The sequence below is a fragment of the Ruminococcus sp. 1001136sp1 genome (assembly GCF_039841815.1).
Taxonomy (GTDB): Bacteria; Bacillota; Clostridia; order Lachnospirales; family Lachnospiraceae; genus Blautia_A; species Blautia_A faecis.
This window is the reverse complement of record NZ_JBDPGY010000019.1, coordinates 54,040-76,250: the sequence shown is the minus strand read 5'-3', so window position 1 is coordinate 76,250 and position 22,211 is coordinate 54,040. Positions and strand designations below refer to the sequence as shown.

Annotated in this window: 24 protein-coding genes and 1 pseudogene; 20 read left to right on the top strand and 5 right to left on the bottom strand. The window is 39.3% G+C overall.

Annotated elements, in window-relative coordinates:
• From ABHC48_RS16125 to ABHC48_RS16065, 13 genes are all read left to right on the top strand, one after another.
• A partial coding sequence (locus tag ABHC48_RS16125; RefSeq protein ID WP_243284157.1) for a ParB/RepB/Spo0J family partition protein occupies window positions 1-960 on the top strand: 960 nt, incomplete at its 5' end.
• 14 nt (window positions 961-974) lie between these two features.
• Window positions 975-1,760 carry an AAA family ATPase gene (locus ABHC48_RS16120; protein WP_005334870.1) on the top strand — a complete coding sequence of 262 codons (786 nt, stop codon included), beginning with the start codon at window positions 975-977 and terminating at the stop codon, window positions 1,758-1,760.
• Window positions 1,750-2,652, top strand: a complete 903-nt coding sequence (locus tag ABHC48_RS16115) for a ParB/RepB/Spo0J family partition protein (RefSeq protein WP_005334867.1) — start codon at window positions 1,750-1,752, stop codon at window positions 2,650-2,652. Before ABHC48_RS16120 ends, ABHC48_RS16115 begins: the two co-directional genes overlap by 11 nt.
• A gap of 78 nt (window positions 2,653-2,730) precedes the next feature.
• Complete coding sequence (locus tag ABHC48_RS16110) at window positions 2,731-3,729, top strand: DUF6017 domain-containing protein (protein WP_195700047.1); 999 nt, start codon at window positions 2,731-2,733, stop codon at window positions 3,727-3,729.
• A gap of 9 nt (window positions 3,730-3,738) precedes the next feature.
• Window positions 3,739-4,035: a hypothetical protein gene (locus ABHC48_RS16105; protein WP_005334864.1), complete on the top strand. Its 297-nt coding sequence runs from the start codon at window positions 3,739-3,741 to the stop codon at window positions 4,033-4,035.
• A gap of 13 nt (window positions 4,036-4,048) precedes the next feature.
• Window positions 4,049-4,447: a hypothetical protein gene (locus ABHC48_RS16100; RefSeq protein ID WP_330371202.1), complete on the top strand. Its 399-nt coding sequence runs from the start codon at window positions 4,049-4,051 to the stop codon at window positions 4,445-4,447.
• A gap of 149 nt (window positions 4,448-4,596) precedes the next feature.
• Window positions 4,597-5,217, top strand: a complete 621-nt coding sequence (locus ABHC48_RS16095; protein WP_005334860.1) for an NUDIX hydrolase — start codon at window positions 4,597-4,599, stop codon at window positions 5,215-5,217.
• A 128-nt stretch (window positions 5,218-5,345) separates the two neighbouring features.
• Window positions 5,346-5,498 (top strand): TnpV protein, encoded by a 153-nt coding sequence (locus tag ABHC48_RS16090; protein ID WP_330371201.1) that lies wholly within the window; start codon window positions 5,346-5,348, stop codon window positions 5,496-5,498.
• Between the two features lie 176 nt (window positions 5,499-5,674).
• Window positions 5,675-6,349, top strand: a complete 675-nt coding sequence (locus ABHC48_RS16085; RefSeq protein ID WP_005334858.1) for a response regulator transcription factor — start codon at window positions 5,675-5,677, stop codon at window positions 6,347-6,349.
• Complete coding sequence (locus tag ABHC48_RS16080) at window positions 6,337-7,518, top strand: HAMP domain-containing sensor histidine kinase (protein WP_005334857.1); 1,182 nt, start codon at window positions 6,337-6,339, stop codon at window positions 7,516-7,518. Before ABHC48_RS16085 ends, ABHC48_RS16080 begins: the two co-directional genes overlap by 13 nt.
• A gap of 82 nt (window positions 7,519-7,600) precedes the next feature.
• A complete protein-coding gene (locus tag ABHC48_RS16075) occupies window positions 7,601-8,665 on the top strand; it encodes an ABC transporter permease subunit (protein WP_040015615.1) in 1,065 nt (354 codons plus the stop codon).
• A complete protein-coding gene (locus ABHC48_RS16070; protein WP_005334852.1) occupies window positions 8,666-9,325 on the top strand; it encodes a hypothetical protein in 660 nt (219 codons plus the stop codon). It begins immediately after the preceding gene.
• A 4-nt stretch (window positions 9,326-9,329) separates the two neighbouring features.
• Window positions 9,330-10,205 (top strand): ABC transporter ATP-binding protein, encoded by an 876-nt coding sequence (locus ABHC48_RS16065; RefSeq protein WP_005334851.1) that lies wholly within the window; start codon window positions 9,330-9,332, stop codon window positions 10,203-10,205.
• Between the two features lie 73 nt (window positions 10,206-10,278).
• Here the strand turns inward: ABHC48_RS16065 and ABHC48_RS16060 are convergent.
• Window positions 10,279-10,335, bottom strand: a pseudogene (locus ABHC48_RS16060) (hypothetical protein); the annotation flags it as partial.
• Window positions 10,332-10,571, bottom strand: coding sequence for a penicillin-binding transpeptidase domain-containing protein (locus ABHC48_RS16055; RefSeq protein ID WP_334285710.1), 240 nt, complete (start codon window positions 10,569-10,571; stop codon window positions 10,332-10,334). The gene ABHC48_RS16055 and the pseudogene ABHC48_RS16060, both read right to left, overlap by 4 nt.
• A gap of 99 nt (window positions 10,572-10,670) precedes the next feature.
• On the opposite strand from ABHC48_RS16055, the gene ABHC48_RS16050 reads away from it, so the two are divergent.
• The gene (locus ABHC48_RS16050) at window positions 10,671-10,880 is read left to right on the top strand and encodes a DUF6219 family protein (protein ID WP_005334849.1); all 210 of its coding nucleotides are present in this window, start codon (window positions 10,671-10,673) and stop codon (window positions 10,878-10,880) included.
• A gap of 102 nt (window positions 10,881-10,982) precedes the next feature.
• Here ABHC48_RS16050 and ABHC48_RS16045 read toward each other — a convergent pair whose 3' ends face one another.
• The 3 genes from ABHC48_RS16045 to ABHC48_RS16035 all read right to left on the bottom strand — a co-directional run bounded on the left by ABHC48_RS16045 (window position 10,983) and on the right by ABHC48_RS16035 (window position 12,729).
• A complete protein-coding gene (locus ABHC48_RS16045; RefSeq protein ID WP_055057021.1) occupies window positions 10,983-11,636 on the bottom strand; it encodes a CpXC domain-containing protein in 654 nt (217 codons plus the stop codon).
• Window positions 11,637-11,701: 65 nt separating this feature from the next.
• The gene (locus ABHC48_RS16040; RefSeq protein WP_225876977.1) at window positions 11,702-12,217 is read right to left on the bottom strand and encodes an ImmA/IrrE family metallo-endopeptidase; all 516 of its coding nucleotides are present in this window, start codon (window positions 12,215-12,217) and stop codon (window positions 11,702-11,704) included.
• 92 nt (window positions 12,218-12,309) lie between these two features.
• Window positions 12,310-12,729: a helix-turn-helix transcriptional regulator gene (locus ABHC48_RS16035; protein ID WP_040015614.1), complete on the bottom strand. Its 420-nt coding sequence runs from the start codon at window positions 12,727-12,729 to the stop codon at window positions 12,310-12,312.
• 253 nt (window positions 12,730-12,982) lie between these two features.
• On the opposite strand from ABHC48_RS16035, the gene ABHC48_RS16030 reads away from it, so the two are divergent.
• The 6 genes from ABHC48_RS16030 (at window position 12,983) to ABHC48_RS16005 (ending at window position 22,203) form a co-directional block, all read left to right on the top strand.
• Window positions 12,983-14,305 (top strand): DNA repair protein, encoded by a 1,323-nt coding sequence (locus ABHC48_RS16030; RefSeq protein ID WP_195700065.1) that lies wholly within the window; start codon window positions 12,983-12,985, stop codon window positions 14,303-14,305.
• Between the two features lie 77 nt (window positions 14,306-14,382).
• Window positions 14,383-14,736 (top strand): hypothetical protein, encoded by a 354-nt coding sequence (locus ABHC48_RS16025; RefSeq protein WP_195700064.1) that lies wholly within the window; start codon window positions 14,383-14,385, stop codon window positions 14,734-14,736.
• Window positions 14,737-14,970: 234 nt separating this feature from the next.
• On the top strand, window positions 14,971-15,198 hold the full coding sequence (locus tag ABHC48_RS16020; RefSeq protein ID WP_005334838.1) for a hypothetical protein: 228 nt from the start codon (window positions 14,971-14,973) through the stop codon (window positions 15,196-15,198).
• A 351-nt stretch (window positions 15,199-15,549) separates the two neighbouring features.
• On the top strand, window positions 15,550-15,684 hold the full coding sequence (locus tag ABHC48_RS16015) for a hypothetical protein (RefSeq protein WP_255785577.1): 135 nt from the start codon (window positions 15,550-15,552) through the stop codon (window positions 15,682-15,684).
• A gap of 174 nt (window positions 15,685-15,858) precedes the next feature.
• A complete protein-coding gene (locus tag ABHC48_RS16010) occupies window positions 15,859-16,479 on the top strand; it encodes a sigma-70 family RNA polymerase sigma factor (protein ID WP_117528502.1) in 621 nt (206 codons plus the stop codon).
• A 462-nt stretch (window positions 16,480-16,941) separates the two neighbouring features.
• Window positions 16,942-22,203 carry a SpaA isopeptide-forming pilin-related protein gene (locus tag ABHC48_RS16005; protein ID WP_195700046.1) on the top strand — a complete coding sequence of 1,754 codons (5,262 nt, stop codon included), beginning with the start codon at window positions 16,942-16,944 and terminating at the stop codon, window positions 22,201-22,203.
• Window positions 22,204-22,211 lie beyond the last annotated feature (8 nt).

Here is a 22,211-nt window from a genome sequence, read left to right as displayed (position 1 = left end):
AAACAGCAATGTCTGTTTGGAACTTTACTATCTATAAAAGTTCCAGGCAGGCATTTTTTATTTCCTGAATCCTGGAGGAAAGGAGTCAAGATGACTGAACCAAACAGACAATCAGAAGAAAACGAAGAAAGAATCATAGAAATTGAGATTGAGCGTCTTCGACCGTTCAAAGAGCATCCGTTTCAGGTGAAGGATGATAAGGAAATGTTTCTTCTGCAGGAAAGCATTGAAAAGTATGGAATATTAAATCCGCTGATCGTCAGACCGGTACCGGATGGATACTATGAGATCATATCCGGCCACAGAAGAAAACATGCTGCGGAGAAACTGGGATACCGTAAAGTACCGGTAATCATCCGGGTATTAAGTGAAGATGATTCCATCTTGAGCATGGTAGATTCCAATCTTCACAGAGAACGGATCAGCTACAGTGAAAAAGCTTTTGCTTACAAACTGAAGAATGACGTATTAAAAAGAAAAAGTGGTCGAAAAAAGAGCCAAGTTGACCACAAAACACCAAGAAAGCGGGCAATAGAAATCATCAGTGAAGATTGTGGTGATAGCCCAAAACAAGTGCAGCGTTATATCTCACTGACAAAACTGATACCGGAAATGTTGCAGAAACTGGATGATGAGATCATTTCTTTTTGTCCGGCTGTAGAGATAGCTGCATTAAGTGAAAAAGAACAAAGAGAACTGCTTGTAGCAATGGAGTATGCACAGGCAATCCCATCACTCTCACAGGCCCAGAGGATCCGGCAACTGAGTAAAGAAAAACAGTTGTCACTGGAAAAGATGGAAGAGATCATGTGTGAAGTGAAAAAGGGTGAGATCACAAGAGTGGCATTCACAAACGAGCAGTTGCACAAGTATTTTCCAAATTCTTATACACCGGCAATGATGAAACGGGAAATACTGGCACTGTTGAAATTATGGAAAAAAGAATCATGGGATAGTTAAAGGAGGAAGAAATCATGTGTAAAGTTATATCCGTAGTAAACCAGAAAGGTGGCGTCGGAAAGACCACCACAACCGTAAATGTAGGCATTGGACTGGCAAGAGAAGGTAAGAAAGTGTTGCTGATCGACGCGGATCCACAGGGAAGTTTAACCGCAAGTCTTGGATATGAGGAACCGGATGATCTTCGCATCACACTGGCAACGATTATGATGGATGTCATTAACGAAGAAGAAATCTCTCTGGAAGATGGTATCTTACATCACCAGGAAAATGTAGATCTACTTCCGGCAAATATTGAGCTTTCTGCCCTGGAAGTAACGATGGGAAATGTTATGAGCAGAGAAATGATCATGAAGGAATATATCGATGCGATAAGAGGCCGATACGATTATATCCTGATCGACTGTATGCCAAGTCTTGGTATGATGACAATCAATGCACTGGTCTCTTCCGATTCCGTGCTGATACCTGTACAGGCCGCATATCTGCCGGTGAAAGGACTTCAGCAGCTGATCAAGACCATTCTTACAGTAAAGAAAAGGCTGAACCGGAAACTGGCGATTGAGGGCATTCTGTTGACTATGGTTGATTTCAGAACCAATTACGCAAGGGACATTGCATCGAGAGTACATACAACATACGGAAGCCAGATAGAAGTATTTGAAAATGTGATTCCGATGTCTGTAAAAGCAGCTGAGACCAGTGCAGAGGGAAAAAGCATCTACATGCACTGCCCGAAAGGAAAAGTTGCCGAAGCATATAAGAACTTAACACAGGAGGTTTTGAAAAATGAAAAATAGAAGTGGCGAAAAGATTAAACTGGCAAGCATTGATGAACTGCTTGGTGTGGTAAATGAAGAATCTGCAATGGAGATAGAGATTAGTAAGATCCATCCGTTTAAAAATCATCCGTTCAAGGTGCTGGATGATGAAAAGATGCAGGATCTGGTTGAAAGTGTAAGGATCAATGGAGTACTGACACCGGTACTGCTTCGAATGGATGATAATGAAGAATATGAAATGGTATCCGGTCACAGAAGAATGCATGCAGCACAGCTTGCAGGACTTACAACTATTCCGGCAATCGTAAGAGAATTATCGGATGATGATGCCATTGTGGCTATGGTGGATGCTAACATTCAGCGAGAGGAATTGTTGCCGAGTGAGAAAGCATTTGCTTATAAGATGAAACTAGAGGCAATGAAAAGACAGGGAGTTAGAACAGATTTAACTTTGTCTCAAAATGAGACGAAGTTGAGATCTGATGAAGTCTTGAGCAAGCAAGTTGGGGAAAGTAGAGCTCAGGTTCAAAGATTTGTACGATTAACAGAACTTATTCCGGAACTTCTTGATCTGGTAGATAACAAGAAGCTTCAGTTTACGGTTGCTGTCAATATCTCCTACATCGATAAGGAAGTACAGGGATGGATCTACGAATATATCAGCGACACCGGATTCATCAAACCAAAACAGATTGCAGCACTCAGAAATCAGCTGAATGATGGACCAATCAATCAGATTCAGATGTTATCGATTTTCAATAACTGTGTGATGGCAAAGAAAGTATCCCGGTCTCTTACTTTCTCAGAAAAGAAACTGACAAAGTATTTTCCGGATGATTATACAGCCAAAGATATGGAGCAGGTGATTGAATCATTATTAGAAAAGTGGATGCAGGAACAGTCCTGTTAAGGAGAGAAAAAGCTAAGAAAACAATGTCAAAGAAGTTTAAAAAGAGGACTTCTTAGCAGAAAATGAAAGGAGGAAATTATGGAGAAAAAAATGACATTTAATTATTTTTACGGTACCGAAGCTGATCAGTTCAGCTTCTACCGCATACCAAAAGCATTATTTACAGACAGCTATTTTAAAGATTTATCAAGCGATGCTAAAATTTTATATGGACTGATGTTGGATCGAATGTCTCTTTCCATCAAAAATCAGTGGTTTGACGACAAAAACAGAGCATATATCTACTTTTCCATCGAAGATATCATGGAATTACTGAACTGTGGCAGAAATAAAGCCATCAAATCCATGAGAGAGCTGGATGACGAAACAGGAATTGGTCTGATTGAGAAACGCAGGCAGGGATTTGGAAAGGTGAATGTTATCTACGTAAAAACCTTTATGCCTGAGAAAACAGATGAGAAAAAATTTGGAGAGGAATTAGAGAAGTTTAAAAAACAAACTTCTGTGGAAAATGAAGAGCCTGCAGAAGTTTACAATTTAAACTTCATGAAGTCCCAAAATCAAACTTCTAGAAGTCCCGAAAACAAACTTCAAGAAGTTTACATTTCAAACCCTAATAATACTAATCTTAGTGATACTGAAATGAATGATAATAAATCTAATCCTATCATATCTGTGGATGAGAAAAGATTTGATAGCGATAACCGCTCTGAGGATTATCAGGCTTATGAAAACCTTGTCAAAGAGACCATTGATTATGAATCACTGGAAGTAACCCATCATGACGATATGCGACAGGTAGATGAAATCGTGAACCTGATCGTAGAAACTGTGATGTGTAAAAATGACAAGATATTGATTGCCAGCAACTGGTATCCGGCATCACTGGTGAAGAAAAAATTTCTGATGCTGACCTATTCACATATCGAGTATGTCTTACACTGTATGCATGGTAACACCACCAAAGTGAAGAACATCAAGAAATATTTATTAGCATCCCTGTTTAATGCACCGTCTACGATGAACGGGTATTATCAGGCAGAGGTGAACCATGATATGCCAGGACTGGTAAGATAGGAGGTGCACATGTTTATTTTAAAACTTGCTGGGAAAATATTATTACTGCCGGTATGGCTGATCCTTTTTGTGATCGGACTGGCAGTAAAGATGACAGTACAGACTTATGCGGTTGTCAGAGGGATCCTTGGGTTTATATTCACTTTGTTGATTATAGCGACTGCATACTGTTACCATGACTGGGTACAGGTTGCATTTCTGTTTTCGCTGAGTGTAATTCTGTATCTGATCCTTTTTGCAGGAGTGTTCGTAGATACTGTACTGGACATGACAAGAGAACGCATTATTGATTTTATTATATCGTGAGGAGGATATGAAAATGAGCGAAAACAATGATTATATTCAGTTACCACCACTTAAAAAAGACACACCGTCCGATGTGGTAGCATTTATGTGGGAGTACATAAAAGTACCGGAGGATTCAAGAGAAAAAGTTAAGAATCTGCTTAAAGATGCAAATGAAAATGGCGTAAAATTAAGTCATCAGGCACCAACACTGTATGATGTTGTCCCAAAAGAAGAAATTACTGAATTTGAAGAGCTTATGCGCAAAACCATAGCTGACATTGTATCAGAAGCCAGTAGCATTGCCTGTTGGGTGTATGTGCAGAAATATGTGAAACAGAAAACTCTTGACGAAATGCTACAAGAATTGCCAGGAGCAGGCCAGTTTATCATTGTCATGGATACCTGGTTCGAAAGACTGATGGCGGAATAATGGATGCTATGATAGAATAAAGAAAACGATTTGAAGTGCAAATCGGAATTGACCGAGCTCTTAGAGCGAGGGATGCTTCTTGTCCGAAGGGCAAGAAGATGGAGGTTAGAAAGAGTTTAACAACTCGGAATTTAAAGGAGCGATAATCTATGAATAAAAACGAACAATGGCTAAAATGGGCAGTAGAATTACAAGCTATTGCTCAGGGTGGTTTGTTTTATGGAAAGGACAAATTTGATATAGAACGATATGAAAGAATCCGAGAAATTTCTGCTGAAATGATAAGCTATAAAACTGAAATATCTACAGAAAAAGTTCAAAATTTATTTTGCAGTGATGTAGGATATCAGACTCCTAAAATAGATACAAGGGCTGCGATTTTTAAAGACGGGAAAATATTATTGGTTCATGAAGCAAATGGTACTTGGTCATTACCGGGAGGTTGGTGTGATGTCGATATTTCCGTAGAGGAGAATACAATAAAGGAGGTCAAAGAGGAATCAGGACTTGATGTTACTGTAAAACGTGTGATTGCTGTTCAAGATAGGGAGAAACATAATCTTCCAATATATGCGTATAAAGTATGTAAGATTTTTATGCAATGTGAAGTGACGGGCGGTCAATTTAAAACGAATATTGAAACAACAGGTTTTGATTATTTTGGAATTGATGAGCTTCCAGAACTTGCAGAAGAAAAGAATAATAAAGAACAAATTGCGATGTGTTTTAATGCAATGCAATCAGAAAAATGGGAAGCTTTATTTGATTGACTTCCGGTTTTCTAAACTGACAACTTCAAGTTTACAGAACTGAATCAAAAGAGCTCGAAGGAGCTCTTTTTCCTTTTTTATAATAGTATCTGGGACTGTTGTTCCGTTGATAAGATTTTCAAGTTGTTGTGCGACTTCGGCTTGTTTGTTTGGATACAGACGACTATAAGTATTTAAGGTTTGAAAGAATTGTAGAGCAGATGAAACAGGCACAGGGGATCACGGAACAGTTAAAGGCAGAAAATCAGATGGAATGGGTAGCGAGAATGAACAATATGTAATCGTGTGCAAGGGAGATTGTGGATACAGAGATGGTTTATCAATAATGGAAATAAAATGAAGGAGAAAAGGCGGCAGTTTAGAAAGGCTGTTGCCTTTTAGGAATTGTTGTTTATTTGTTGTTTTTTATAAGATATACTATAAAGAAAAGATAGCATTATAGCCAGAGGTGGAATTTATGAACTATAAAATTTTAATGGTTGATGATGATAGAGAATTGCTAAAAATGTTGAATCAATACTTTACATTGAAGAATTATACAGTGATTATTGCAGAAAATGGCATAGAAGCAATGGAAAAGATAAGTGTAAATCCCGATATTATTTTATTGGATGTAAATATGCCGGGAATGGACGGAATTGAAGTGTGCAGAAGAATCAGAGATATGGTTTCCTGTCCGATTATTTTTTTGACTGCAAAAGTAGAAGAACAGGATCGAGTAATGGGATTGTTGTCTGGTGGCGATGATTATGTTTTAAAACCATTCAGTTTGAAAGAATTAGATGCCAGAATTATTGCCCATTTGAAACGTGAGGAACGTTTACATAGAAAAACAGAACAACGGTTTTATGGGGAATTAGTAATTGACTATGCCAGTAAATGCGTACATATTAAAGGAAATGCTTTAGGGCTTACTAAATTAGAATATGAGATTATAGAACTTTTATCCATGAACCCTGAAATGGTGTTTGATAAGGAACGTATTTATGAAAAGATTAGTGGATACGATGCAGAAGGAGATAGCCGAGTGGTGACAGAGTTAATTCGTAGAATTCGTAAAAAAATCAATCAATATACGGAGCATGAATATATTGAAACGATATGGGGGATGGGATATAAATGGACAAAATAAGAAATCTTTCGTTGAGAAAAACTATAGTTTTGTATATGATTGTTAGTTTGATAGTTAGTTTTTATCTTTCAGCATTGATTATGCGAATGGCAGCCACTATACAAGATGACATTTGGTGGAAATATGTAGATCAAGAAAAGTATTTTGAAATGGCAGAAGGTGAAGGTAGAAAGTATTTGACAGATGTTCCGAGACCGAATTCTTATGAAATGAAAAAATTTGATTATCATGTATCAGAGATATGCGATTTCCTTCAGACGTTTACAGTACTTATCGTGTCTGTGGTAGGCAATATCATAGCAGTGTTTCTTTTTTATAAGCATAAATTGAAAAATCCCATTGAAGAATTAGAACTGGCATCACAACAAGTTGGTCGAAATAATTTGGATTTTCATATTACCTATGAAAATAAAGATGAAATGGGAAGATTGTGCAGAGAATTTGAACGGATGAAGGAGCAGCTTGCAGAAAATAACCATCAATTATGGAAAATGATTGAGGAAGAAAAGGCTTTGCGAACAGCGATTGCACATGATATACGTTCTCCACTATCTGTGCTGGAGGGGTATCAGGAAATGCTTTCAGAATATCTCCCTAAGAAAGAGATAAATATGGAGCAAGCCCTAGATATGGTAAATGAAAGCAAAAAACAGATTGAACGTATGGATATATTTGTGGAAACAATGCGAAAGATGAGCAGTTTAGATGCAAGGGAGTTGGTGGCAGAAAAAATTACAAGTAAGCAGTTAGAAACAGACATACGTGCAGAGATGAATGTGTTTGAGAAAAAATTTGGAAAGCAATACGATTTAGAATGTTCGGAAACAGCAGAAAAATTTTCGGGAGATAAGGAAGTGATTTTAGAGGTTATAGAAAATCTTTTGTCAAATGCCTTTCGTTATGCCAAAACAAAAGTGGAAATGGAAGTTCTCCTTACTTATTCTGAATTACAAATCAGAGTAAAGGATGATGGAGTGGGATTTACAGTAGACAAACAAAAGGCAACAGAGCTTTTTTATCAGCAAAATGTGAAAGATAGTTTGAAACATTCAGGAATGGGTATGTATATCAGCAGATTGTATTGTGAAAAGCATGGCGGACAGTTACTTATAGAAAACGAAAAACAGAGTGGAGCTGTAATAACAGCAGTATTTCATCGGATTGCATAAGCAGTCCGATTTTTTTATACTGTTGTCTTTTTGTTGTGATTTATATTTTATGATGTCTATAACAAGGAAAGGAGACAAACGTATGATTGCTATTTTTAAAAGAGAGATTAAGAATTATCTAAAGCGACCGTTATTTTGGGTAGGTATTCTGCTTGTGATTTATGGTGTGTTTAATACGACAAGTCCATATTTAATGACACACTATTTAGGGCAAGGAGAGAAAATTGTCAATGATTATCCTGATACAGTTCGCTTAGGAGATGTTTATGAAGGATATATTCCTGCGAATCCTGAAAAACATCGAGAAATATGGAGTGGACAGATAAAACAAGCACTAATTGATGAATTAGAAATGTCTGATTTAGAGGCACAATCCGTAATGAGCGAACTTGTTGATATGGAGTTAGAAGAAGCATTCGTATATCTGGAGGAAAAATATGATTGGTATAGTGCAAGATATATGTACGAAGATAGTGCCTATTACAAAGGAACATCAGAAGAAATCAACGCATATCTGAACGAAAAAATGAAAAATAAGACGTTTTCTTTTTATTACTCAAGAAAATTTGCTGATTTTGCAGGGTTGTTTATGTGTTTTTTTGCAACAATTATGTTAGCGGTTCTGTTTTTACAGGATACGAAAAAGCATACTTATGAATTGCTTCACACGAAACCGATCACTGCCGGAAAGTATGTATTGGGAAAAGTAAGCGCAGGATTTGCAATTTGTTTGATTGCTCTGACTATTATAAATCTATTATTTTGGGCATTGTGTGTTATTTATACAAAAGACAGTGGGTTTGAAGTGCGGTTCTGGGATTTTATAGTTTCTACTGTACTTTATATACTTCCCAATATGCTGATGATTGTAAGTGTATATACATTGATTTCACTCCTATTTAAAAATCCACTTCCGGGAGTGCCGCTTCTGATTCTTTACATGGTATATTCCAATATGGGCGGAAGAAATGCGGAAGGAGTTTATGGATATTGGGGAAGACCTTTTGCGATTATGGTTCGATTCCCTGATCAGCTTTTCGATACGACACCGCCACCAATGGCATTTTTAAATCAGAGTCTACTTATTTTAGCATCTGTAGTGATTATTCTGATTTCAATACAGATTTGGAAGAGGAGGCGGATGTAAATGAAGAAGGAAATGAAGATTGTTCTGCCGTTTTATAAGATTGCTTATGCAGTATCTTTTGTTGTGATTTTAAGCTTGATACGTGGGGTTGTATTCACAAATGAAATAGGACTTTCCATTGAGGCACCTTTTGCTATATTGACTGCTGTTTTTTGTGCGGACACTTATGTGCAGGAAATTACAAGCAAGAGATCAGAAATCCATAGGCTGTATCCAATAAGAAAGAGAATTTGCTCCATCATGCAGCGAATAATGATACAGGAAGTTTTTTTATTACTGCTTGCTGTTTTAGGTTACGGATTGTTTTTTGTGTTTCAAAAACCGGTCACACATCCGGCAACAGAAAGTGAAATACTTCAGTTTATTGCCTATTTTTTAGCGATTGTAGTAACCATTTTCTTTTGGGGAATATTGGTCAATACATTGTCTATGCTTTTTCGCAATATGTGGATGGGGATTGGAAGCTGTCTTCTGATATGGGTAGCAACAAATTCCACGGGAGGAGATAAACTTTTTGGGGCATGGAATCTGTTTTCCTATGCTTTCAGAGATATAGAAAATACTGCTGATGTTACATGGCTGCAAGGGAAAGCTTTGTGTATTGGTATTGGATTGATTTTATTGGTAGTATTGCCGAAAATAGTTAGAAAGAGAGGGTAAGTTTATGAGTATTCATATTGAGGATTTAACAGTAAGATTTAAAAATGGTGTGACAGCAATCAATCATGCGAATTTAAATATACCGAATGGAATTTTTGGATTATTGGGAGAAAATGGAGCAGGAAAGACAACTTTGATGAGGGTTTTAACTACTGTACTTAAACCTACAAGTGGAACGGTCACATTGGACAGGATTTTATATAGTGAAGGAAACTATGAAAAAATCCAGAGAAAAATAGGGTATCTGCCACAGGAAATTGATCTTTACCCGAATTTGACAGTTCAGGAGTGTTTAGAGTATATGGGGGATTTGGCAGGTGTTCCAAAAGCGGAGTGCAAGAAACGAATAGAATATTATTTGAAAAAGACCAGTCTTGCAGAACACCGGAAAAAGAAAATGAAACAGTTGTCAGGCGGGATGAAACGACGGGTAGGATTAGTGCAGGCGCTTTTAAATGAACCGGAATTTTTGATTGTGGATGAGCCGACTACCGGTTTAGATCCAGAGGAACGTATTCGCATCCGCAATTTGTTAGTAGATTTTTCTGAAAACAGAACGGTTTTGTTTTCAACTCATGTGGTGGAAGATTTGGCTGCTACCTGTAACCAACTTGCAATTATGCACAAAGGTAGTTTCTTATATGCGGGTTCTATGAAGAATTTGACAGAAGAAGCACAGGGGAAAATCTGGATTTGCAAAGTACCTGATGAGAGAAAAGCAAGAGAAGTGGAACAGAAGTATCGTATTACATCAAAACAGTATGTTGAGGGGGGATTGCAGTTAAGAGTGATTTCTGAAATACAGCCAGAATTGGAGTGTATGTCAATTCCTGCAACGTTGGAAGATGCTTATATTTATGTGACGAATCAATACGAGTAGATAAAGCACCATCTGATGCTTTACTACCAGTTGCACGTTGTTCGCTTTGAATATTTGTGGAGAAAAAGTATGTATTATTTTGGCTTTCTATAAAACCTATAAACCAGCCATTTATATCCTGCCCGTTCACTCGTCCGGTTCCGGTTTTTCCATAAATTCTCCATTTTCAGAGGCGGTAAGATGGATGGAATTTTTGACGGCATGAATATTAGCAGGAGTAAAGTTGAAGTTGTTTCGATATAAATTTTTCAAAAGTTCAACTTGTTCTACTGGTGAAATCTTTAAGGATGACTGCATCCAGTAGGAAGAGAAATCTCCGGATATATTTTCATTGCCATATCCTATTTGCTGAAGGTATGAATTTATAGTGGAAGCTCCGAGCTGCTTGTCGATTGATTCAAAATACCAGTTTGTATATATATTTTAAAAGGTATATGATTAAGAAAAACGGCAGGAGGTATCTGAATGAAAGCACATAAATATTGGTCTATCAGTGCACTGATTACAATGCTTGGAACTTTTTATACAGGTTATAAGGGATCAAAAGAAGGCCATAAGTACTTTGCAGCAAGTACTTTGCTTTGCATGATTATGGCTATTTATACAGGACACAAGATGATTTCTGGTAAAAGTAGGAAGAAAAAAGAAGTTTCAGTAGAGAGTGTTGAAGATTAAAAAACAAAATATTTTAATAAATAACGCCGGTGCGGGATTTTTGATATCCAGTACTGGCGTTATTTATTCTACAGGGGCTTGGGGGTGTAGCCACCAAATATACTATTCGTTTTCTGCTTCAGCAAGTTTGTTAAGAATCCACTCCCGATTGATAACAATATCCTCATCATCTCGGAGATCTTTGAAATCAGTGCAGTGTGAAGAAGCAAATTCATACATATCGTCAATGTCAACTGCACCAGTGGTCTCACCCTTATTAATGATTACAAGAATATTTGTTCCGTCATCGTCGACAGCAAAGCGCAGTTCATCAAATTCTTCATCAGGATTATTTTCGAGAAGAGAATCTGTCGCAAGTAATTTAACAAGTTCCATTATCCTGTCATCTTTACCTGCATCAAAAATCTGTATCTTTTCAACGAGCTGATTTGGTGACGTTACGATTCGGGATAAATATTTTTCAGTACGAAAATCAAACAAAGCATTTTCACCATAAAACATTTCATATGTCTTTTCTACTTCTGATTCAGAAACCAGATAAATCATGATAAGATCTTCCATCTGGTGATAGAGTGTAGGATAGTTTAAACGAAAGGTCTCTCCACAGCTCGGGCAAGTATAAAGGAAAATAGATTTATTAAGTACCTTCTCTTTCATTTCAGGATCCAGTGCAGTATTAATACTGTCCCAGAGCTCAAAATCCCCCTCATGATGGCAGGAAGGACAAGTTACTTTTTCAATATGATGTCTTGACATAAATGTTCCTCCTTTCAGTGAGATAAATCTATAGTTTTCTTATTGTAGAATGCGCTTATCCTTTATTATTTTGCCAGGAAATTACTCTGAATCTCCATCGGCATATGATAAGCCTGGCCTCGTTTTGTCAGGCTGTATAGTTTAAAGCTCATGAGTTCCGGAGTTGCATTCAGAGAACTGCAGAGTCCGAAGTAATCCAGGTCTTCGTTCTGAACCATATCTTCGATCTCCTCATCATCAATCAGAAGATCGGCAGCAAACAGATTGGCCTGGTATTCTGTATTATCCGTCATATTGTAGAGTGTATCATCTTGCATCGGAGCCATTTTCAGCTGGGAACGATGCAGGATGATATGCCCTAATTCATGGGCGGCAACGATCATCTTTTCTTCTTCTGAAAGGAAACTGCTGATCATGACATAGATCGTCTTGCAGCTCATAAAACAATATCCTTTCAGTGTCTTATATCTGGAAGTTTCCCCGACAACAATGTTCATCTGATCCATGATCTCAAAGGGATCCCTGGTGCCATATTTCTTGATTAATTTCTTTGTTTCTGTATATATGTAAGTGTTTCTCAAATAAATCACCTCAAAAGTAAAAAATAAAAAGGGCAGAAATATCCTTGTAACTATAAGGTAACAGATTAGGTGTACAATAATCCCGCCTTCTATTATTTTTCCTCTTGGTTTTTCAGATATTTTTTCGGTGTAAATTTCTTTGCACGTCTTTTGGAATCCAGATAAAGGCTCTGAATCTCATCCATAAAAGCTATTTTATCTTCGTCTGTCAGTGATCCACCAGCAAACATAGCTGCAGCCTGTTCCAGGATCTGCTGAGCCTGTTTGGCACCACGGTTACCAAACTGTTCGGATGCTTCTGTGATAAAAGCTTCATCCTCACTCATGAGATAAGAAACGTCACACTGTAATGCATCTGCCAGTTTCTGATACAGAACATTTTGTTTTGGAAAACGTCCTTCTACTTCCCAGGATCGAATGGTCCTATATGAAACACCAACCATACTGGCCAGTTCCTGCTGACTCATCTTTTTTTCTTTTCTTAATGATCTTACTTTTTCACCGAATGTCATAAACATACCTCTTTCTAAGCCTTGTCTTATAAGTTTCATTAGCCGCCTCAAGGCAAAACGGGAAATGTGTCTCCTGAAAATTAAAAATTAATCTTGACAAAGGGAAATATCTCTCCTATAATGTGAATCACAGATAAGGGAAACATCTTTCCTATAAGATACACAATATTTCCTCTTTTGTCAATGGATATGTGAAATGAATTTCCTGTAATTCAATGAAAACAGGAAGGATAGACAATCATTGATAGTCAAAATGGGATACATGTTACAAAAAGAGGAAAGACGTATGGGAGGTGGCAATGTGAGTCAGGATCAGACTTCTATTATCTGTATTGATCTGAAGTCCTTTTATGCTTCTGTAGAATGCGTAGAACGTGGGCTGAATCCATTTAAAACAAACCTGGTGGTTGCAGATCCGACCAGATCAAAGTCAACAATCTGCCTGGCAATCACTCCGGCTATGAAGTCTCTTGGCATCAAGAACCGGTGCCGAATCCATGAGATACCGGATTGTGTGAAGTACATTACAGCCATGCCGAGGATGCAGTTGTACATGGATTATTCCGCAAAGATCTATGGAATCTATCTACGGTATGTCTCAAAAGAAGATATCCATGTGTACAGTGTTGATGAGTGTTTTATTGATGTGACAAACTATCTGCAGCTTTATCATCTCACTGCAAAAGAAATGGCGATAAAGCTTATGCAGGCAGTCATGGAGGAAACTGGCATCACTGCAACTGCAGGTGTGGGAACCAATCTGTATCTTGCTAAGATCGCAATGGATATCGTAGCAAAGCATGTGGATGACCATATTGGAATCCTGGATGAATTCTCTTACAGAGAGCAGCTATGGGATCATAAACCATTAAGTGACTTCTGGAGGATTGGATCCCGGACTGAAAAAAAACTGGCCGGTTACGGGATCCATACGATGGGCGATATCGCAATGGCTTCTTTAAGATCCGAAGACTGGCTGTATAAGATGTTTGGGATTGATGCAGAGCTGTTGATCGATCATGCATGGGGTTATGAAACATGCCGGATGAGTGACATCAAGAACTATCATTCTGAGGAACACAGCCTATCGAATGGCCAGGTGCTGATGCGAAATTATTCTTTTGACGAAGCACTTGTGATTGTAAGGGAAATGACAGACAATCTGGTCCTGGATCTGTTTGAAAAAGGACTGGTAACAAACTCTCTCACCTTATGGATTGCCTATGACCACAGGTATGAGCATGAGGCATCCAAAGGAACCGTAAAACTCGAAAGAGAAAGTAACAGTTCCAAAAAGATCATAGATGCAGTGGAAGATTTATATCTCAGGATTGCAGACAGATATACCGGAATCCGAAGAATCGAGGTGTGTGCGAACAGGGTTGCTCCTGAAAGTTATGTGCAGTACAGCCTGTTTGATGATCCCAAACAGACCGATAAGGAACGGCATTTACAGGAAGCAGTATTGAATGTAAAGCAGCGTTATGGAAAGAATGCAATCATGCGGGGATCCAACCTGCTAGAGTGTTCTACTTATAGAGAACGCAACGAGCAAATAGGTGGTCACCGTGCTTAGAGGAGGTGCAAAAAGTGCTGGCAAGTGCATATCAATCGTATTTATATTTACCAAGACCGGTTTCCAGGAGACATCCCATGGATGTAGGACGCAGGGCAAAACAGTTTGCTCCATTTGCGGCACTTCGTGGACTGGATGAAACAATCCGGCAACAGGAAATCATTTATGAACCAAAAAGAGATTTATCTGAGGAAAAGAAAAATGAGCTGGATATGAAATTAAGGATCCTGGCATATGGAATGAAGATACAGGCAACTTATTTTCAAAAGTCATGGAAGAATCCATTAATTGGTCAGTACCATACATTATCTGGAACCGTAGAATTTTTTGATCCATCAGTCCACTTACGGATTGATGATACCGAGATTCAGATCCAGGACATCTGTGATCTGACTGGTAATGTATTTGAAACTATTGAAATATCATGTTAATTAATCACAGCGGAATTTTTTATACCGGAAAGAGTGAGTGGTAGCTGGTGAAAGGATAAAAAAGGATGCACAGATCGACAAAGCAGATCTGATCAGAATAGAAATCGTGCTGTTCGTGTAGCTTTGGCACTTACGGAATGGATGGCATGATGCTCATAAGGCGGATTTGATTTCCCTTTGGTCCGTTGAGTAATAAATGGAGAAATATCTTATTGCTTAAAGGAGGAAGCCTATATGGGATCAGGTGCTATTAAATGGCATGTACACTGCTCTGTATGTGGAGCATTTATTGAAAAGAGCGCACAAAGCGATTCAGAAGTGGAGTGCAAAAAATGTCGCAGCACATTGGAGATATTTGTAAAGGATGATATGGTGTCGGTTCGTCCGATTCACATCCGAGATGAACAATTAAAGTCCAGGATGCGGACGTATTCCCGAAAGATGATGAATCAGGGATCATAACAGAATAGAATGAGCTGTCTGTAGTAAGCGTTGGATTTGGCCGGAACCATCAAGAACGCACCAGACAGCAAGAGTTTGTCAAGGAGCTGAACCTGACTGGAATCACTAAGAGCCCGGCAAAACATTTACGGATACACTGCAAGATCAGAAGTATTTTCTGGTTTTGGAGATTGTTGAAGTATTTGTTTTGTCGGGCTTTTTTGACGTATTTCGAAAAATTTTTAAATTTTTTTGTCGTACACCACTGTAAAACAGGCTCTCAGCGTTTCGTTATATAGAGGTTGAATTCTTTTTTGCAAAAATAATTGTAAATAGAGATTTTGATAATATGACACAAAGGAGGAAGCAAAGATGACTGAAATCGAATACCAGGAATTTGTAAGGCGTTGTCCTTACGATGCTATGGGCGATTATTCCATGTTTCGCAAACAGCAAACAGAGAATAAATCAGAGTGCATTCAGTGCAAATCCCAAAATGAGCAGTAATCTAACATACTAATTATGTAAGCAGATTATGCGTTATCAAGGAGTCGCGGACTCCCGTTCAAAAAAAACGGGTGAGTTCGTGACCTCTTGCGCTACAGTTCTTTATGTCTGTGCAGAAATTTCATAAAAGATGGAAAGAACCACCCGGAGCCGAAAGGCAGAAAGGTGGTCATTATGTTGACATTAAAAGAACTGAAGAAAATCGTGAAGGTTGCTGATATGGAGAAAAGAATCCCAAGCGTGAAATCCTTGAAAGAACACAAAGTTGTAGTAAAAGAAATGATCAATGCAGATACAACGATCTCTGTTTATGATCACGGATATGTGCTTTATACAGCGGGAAATCAATCAACCGTATTTCCGCTTCATAGTTGTGATGACTATGAATATGTGAGTGTAACTGGCGATAACAAGGAATTCAATAAAGAGTTCTTTGATAATGAAAACTGGTATATCCGTCTGCTGATGGAGGCTGAAGACCGTATGGCATACAGCCAGAGCAAAATCAGCACCAATCATGGTGTATTTTCTAACAGCGATGTTACAGATGATGCGGAGATTATGAGAGGATCTTCAAAAGATTTTGTTGACGATGTTATCGACAGAGAAATTCTGAATGCGCTGATCAAGGAATTGACAGAGAGGCAAAAGACGGTACTCAATCTGATTTATTTCGAAGAAATGCGCCAGCAGGATGTCGCAGATTATCTGGGAATCAAACAGCAGAGTGTAAATGACCTCCTGAACAGGGCATTAAAAACGATGAAAAAAAAGGCTGAAAACGAAGAATTTTAAAAAAATTGAATTAGACCACTGTAAAACAGGCTCTGAGCGTTTCGTTATATGAAGGGTTTGCATAGAACACCTTCATGTACTTTGAAAAATGAATAGCCTGCCCGGAGTGATATTTGGTTTGAACATGCATAGAGCGAAAAGCTGCGTGTCTGCCAGAAGAAAACGTATCAGAGATGGAAACTGATATAGGAACGGATCCGGGAAAGAAAACAGGAAAACGCTTAAATCTTAAATCAAAATAAAATGTCTGAATCTAAAAAGAGGATGACAGTAGAAATCATGTGGCGGTATTTGTGACAAACAGGTACCGCCATATATTTGTGCTGTTATCTCAGCTTGTGCTGACTGTCCCAAATAGCGCAAATTTCAGGAAAGGAGGCGATCATCTTCGTATAAAAGATAATATGCAGAAACTAACAGATAACCATACACAAAAGAATCAGAAAGGAAGGATTTAAGAGAATGAACGTGAAAAAGAACGCACGCAGGGTGATGTCTGGTTTACTGACAGCAGTAACGGTTCTATCGACGGTACTCTCTCCCGCTGTTGCCTATGCTTCTGAGGATGCAGGATCTGTAAAAAAGATTCCGTATTATGAGGAGATCAAGGATCAGCTGGATGAAGATGAAGTGGTAACTGCAAAGGATTATGAGATCAAGGTTGGAGACAATTTCGATGTAAAGAGTGATTATACCGGTCTTACGATCCAGGATGACAGCAAAGTAAAAGTTACATTTCAGGAAGCAAAAGATACGGACGGGAATGACTTTTCTACCGATTATGCCAATTCCTATAAGGCAGTCTATTATGTAGAACCACAGACAACGGATCACCCAACCTACCAGATCAATCGAAAGATCGTGGTAAAAGAAGCGGATCAGCAGAAAGATTCGCAGTCAGAAAGTTCTTCTGATCAGGATGCTGGTTCTTCCGATAAGACAGAAACAGAGGATTCTGAGGCTGACTCGTCTACAGAGGAAACTGGTGCTGCTGAAACGGAGAGCAAAACAGAACTGACAGAAAAAGAATTTGATGCAGAGATCGAAGCAACGGAGGATCAGGAGACCGTTGATCCGGAAACAGGGATCACACTCTCAGAGGTTATGCAGGAAGCTGTTGACCAGGAAGTTGCTCTTGCAGATCTTGAAGCAGGCGAAAGTATTACTTTTGATATGCCAATGATGCTTGCTTCCGGTGAAACAGGAACAAAATCAGTCACAGTCACAGCCGGTTCCTGGTACTATTACGCAGATTATGGATTAGGTTCTTATCTGACTTGTCCATATTATGTGAAATGGGGAAGCATCAATGCGACAGCATACTGTGTTGAACCATCGAAAAAAGGACCGGGAAATGGAACTTATACGATCCAGAAACTTGCCGATGGAAAGACACTTGCAAAGGTCTGCTATTACGGAACAAAAGCAAGTGATGAGAATGGTTTCTTCGATGAGAAACATCCGGATTTCCCAGCAGGAAAGAGATTCATCATTACCCATCTTGCAGCAGCTTATGCAAATGGATCCAGTGACTGGGCATCCGGAACTAATGCAACAGGAAAGAACCTGGCAATGGAGCTTTACAATTATTGTGTAAATATGCCGGACATTCCGTCTGTAGATATGAGCTTTTCCGAATCTAATGTAAAGGCTTATGTGGAAGGAAACAGCCAGCGAACAAGTGTGACCACATTCAAAGCGGATAAACTGCAGACAATCACTTTCAAGCTGCCGAAAGGTGTAAAACTTGTAAATGTGACAACCGGTAAAACCAGTGCTGCAGGGGCTAATGTGGAGATTTCCGGTGGTACAAAGTTCTATTTGACAGCACCACTTAATCAGGCAGAAAATGTCAGTGCTACTTTCTCTTCTAAGATGAAAGGAAGTATTGATAAGGAATATTCAGCCTATAAGATCACAACAGGATCTGGAACACAGGACCTGGCTCTTGTTTTCGGTGAAGGTGTCGGAAATGAGAAATATGTGGATTTTAAAGTAACCTGGACAAAAGAATGCAAAGTATCCATTGTAAAGAAAGATCAGGATACAGGAAATGCACTGGCTGGTGCAGTGTACGGGATCTATTCCGATGCTGCATGTACAAAGCTGATCGCAGAGATGCCTGCAACTGATCAGAATGGTGCTTCACAGCTCACAATGGAAAAGACACAGGAAGTTGTTTATCTGAAAGAAATCTCTGTTCCAACAGGGTATCAGATCGATACAAAGTCTTATAATGTGACTCTTGCTATCGGAAAGACAACGACTAAAAATGTAACAGACAAACGTGTAAATGCAAAGCTCAACATTGCAAAACAGGATGCTGAGACAGGCAATGAAGCCCAGGGTGATGCAACACTGGAAGGTGCGGTATATGGTCTTTATGCAAGGGAAGATATTGTTCATCCGGATGGAAGAACCGGAACAATCCATAAGAAAGACAGCCTGATCACATCTCTGACAACGGATAAGAATGGCGAGGCTTCTGTATCGGATCTCTATCTTGGAAAGTATTATCTGAAAGAGCTTAGTGCTCCGGTTGGATACGTACTGGATCCGACAGAACATGATGTGGACTGTACTTATGAAGGTGCTACTGTTCCGACAGTAGAAAGAACTTCTGTATGCAAAGAAACTGTCATCAAGCAGCCGTTCCAGATCATCAAGGCAGCAAACAACGGAAAGACCGATGCAGATCTACTTAAGGGAGTCGGTTTTTCAGCATGGCTTGTCAGTGATCTGAAAGTAAAAGCAGATGGAAGTTACGATTTTGACTCAGCCAGACCAGTTGTACTGACTGCAGATGGCCAGGCAGAAATGTTTACCGATGAAAAAGGATATGCAAGATCGATTCCGCTTCCATATGGAACTTATGTGGTAAGAGAAACCACAAGCAAACACAACTATGCACCGGTCGATGATTTTGTAGTGAAGATCACAGAGAATCATCCGGATACACCACAGACATGGCGAGTGCTTCTGGATAAGGAATTCAAAGCAAAATTAAAGATCATCAAAAAGGATGCAGAAACACAGAAATCTGTACTCCTGGCGAATACTGAATTCAAGGTATATGACCTGGATAATCAGAAATATGTGGAACAGACAACATCCTATCCAAAGCCAACGGTACACAAATCTTATTTCACAAATGAAGAAGGATACCTGGTACTGCCAAAGAATCTGAAACCTGGTAACTACAGGATTGAGGAAGTGACGGCACCCGATGGGTACACAATATCCAAAAACTATGTGACAGTTGCAGTTGATACAGATACTGCTTATCTGACCGATCCTGTCACAGGAGATGCAGTCATTGATGTGGAATATACCAATGCCCCGGTCAAAGGTCAGTTAAAGATCTATAAACAGGGTGAAGTGTTAAAGGGATTTGATAAGGAATTCCAGTTTGAAATGGCTGGACTTGCAGGTGCTGAATTTGAAGTCTATGCGGCAGAGGATATTTATACTGCCGATCATCAGGTAGGTGCAGATGGACAGAGAACTCTGTATTTTGCAAAGGATGCACTGGTAGCAACCGTCACAACGGATGCAGATGGTTATGCAACCGTAAAGAATCTTCCACTTGGCAGGTACTATGTTAAAGAGAAGAATGCACCGGACACTTATGTGTTAAATACTGTGCCGGAAAATGTCGAATTTGCTTATGCGGATCAGGATACTGCAGTGATCGAGAAAGAAATCTCTGTCACAGATGAACGACAGAAAGTGTCGATTACGGTCGAAAAACAGGATGCTGAGACAGGCAATACAGTAGCCGGAGCAGTGTTCGGTATTTACAATGCAAAAGACATTCAGACGAAAGATGGAAAAGTGATCGTTAAAGCAGATACTCTTTTACAGGAAATGACTTCTGATGAAAAAGGTCAGGCAGCATGTACACTGGATCTTCCACTTGGAAGCTATTATGTAAAAGAACTGAAAGCACCAGATGGATTCGTATCTTCGGATGAAGTACTGAGATTTGATGCTTCTTATCAGGGGCAGGATGTACAGACAGTAACATTAAAATCCGTAAAGAAGAACCAGCCGACAACTGTTGAGATCACAAAATCAGATGCAACAACCGGTGTAGAACTGGATGGAGCTTATCTGAAAGTAACGGATAAAGATGGAAATGTAGTAGACAGCTGGACATCTTCCAAAGATGCACCGCATGTGATCAAATATCTGAAAGTGGGTGAGACTTATACCCTACATGAAGAGTTTGCACCGCATGGTTATCTGGTAGCCAATGATGTGACATTCACAGTCAAAGATACCGGAGAGGTTCAGAAAGTGGAAATGAAGGACGAGGTACCGGTTGGTGAACTCATCATCAACAAAAAGGGAGAATTCCTGGATTCTGTTACACTGGCCGATAAGGTCAAAGGTGTGGTGGAACACATTTTCAACTATGTAACCGGAAAACTGACAGATGTTACGTTTGAAGTCTATGCTGAGGAAGACATTAAGGCTGCCGATGGCGTCAGTGACGATTACTATAAAAAGGATGAACTGATCGCAACGATCAAGACAGATGAAACCGGTATTGCAAAACTGGAAAATCTTCCACTTGGTAAATACTATGTGAAAGAAACAGGAACTGCTTACGGTCATGTACTGGATGGTGAGATCCGTCATGTAGAGCTGACTTACGTGGATCAGAATACACCAGTTGTAGTCTATGACAAAGACTGGCAGAACAACCGCCAGAGAGTAGAAGTCAGTGTACTTAAGAAAGAAAAAGATTCTGACCGTACATTGGAAGGCGCTATCTTTGGATTATTTGCCAAGGAAGACATTAAGTCTGAGACAACTGGTAAAGTCCTGATTGAAGCCGATGAGATCATTGAACTGAAATCTACGGATGAAGAAGGAAAGATCACATTTGTTGCAGATCTTCCAATAGGAGCAACTTACTATGTAAAAGAGCTCTATGCACCGGACGGATTCGTAACCAACGATGAAGGAAAAGAATTTACGTTTGAGTATGCAGGTGAGGATCAGCCGACAGTCACTTATGATTTTACCTTTGATAATCAGCCAACCGTCGTTGAATTTACCAAATCCAGTCTGACAACAGGAAAAGAACTTCCAGGATGTAAGCTGAAGGTGGTAGATGCTGATGGAAATACCGTGGATGAATGGACTTCCGGTAAAGAAGCACACGTGATTCGTGAGCTGACTGTCGGAAAAGAATACACACTGGTTGAAACAAAACCGACCGACGGTTATGTAACAGCTGAAAGTGTGAAGTTCACGATCAAAGATACTGCCGATGTGCAGAAAGTTGAGATGAAGGATGATGTGACGAAGGTGAAAATCTCCAAACAGGATATCGCCGGAAAAGAACTTCCGGGAGCGAAACTCACAATCCTTGATCAGGATGGAAAAGTTGTGGAAAGCTGGACCAGTACAGAGAAAGCACATTACATCGAAATGCTTCCAATCGGAAAATACACTCTCCGTGAAGAAACAGCACCGGATGGCTATCTGGTTGCAAAAGATGTGGAATTCGAAGTAAAGGATACCAGTGTAGTACAGCATGTAACCATGGTGGATGAGGAAAAACCGGCAGAAAAGACACCGGAAGGTGGAAAACCTGTCAGTGATTCACCAAAGACTGGGGATAACACCAATCTGTGGCTGTGGTATATGCTTCTCGGCATTGGTGCGACTGGTACAGGAGCCCTTGCATTTATGAGAAAAAAGAAACACTAATTAAATAA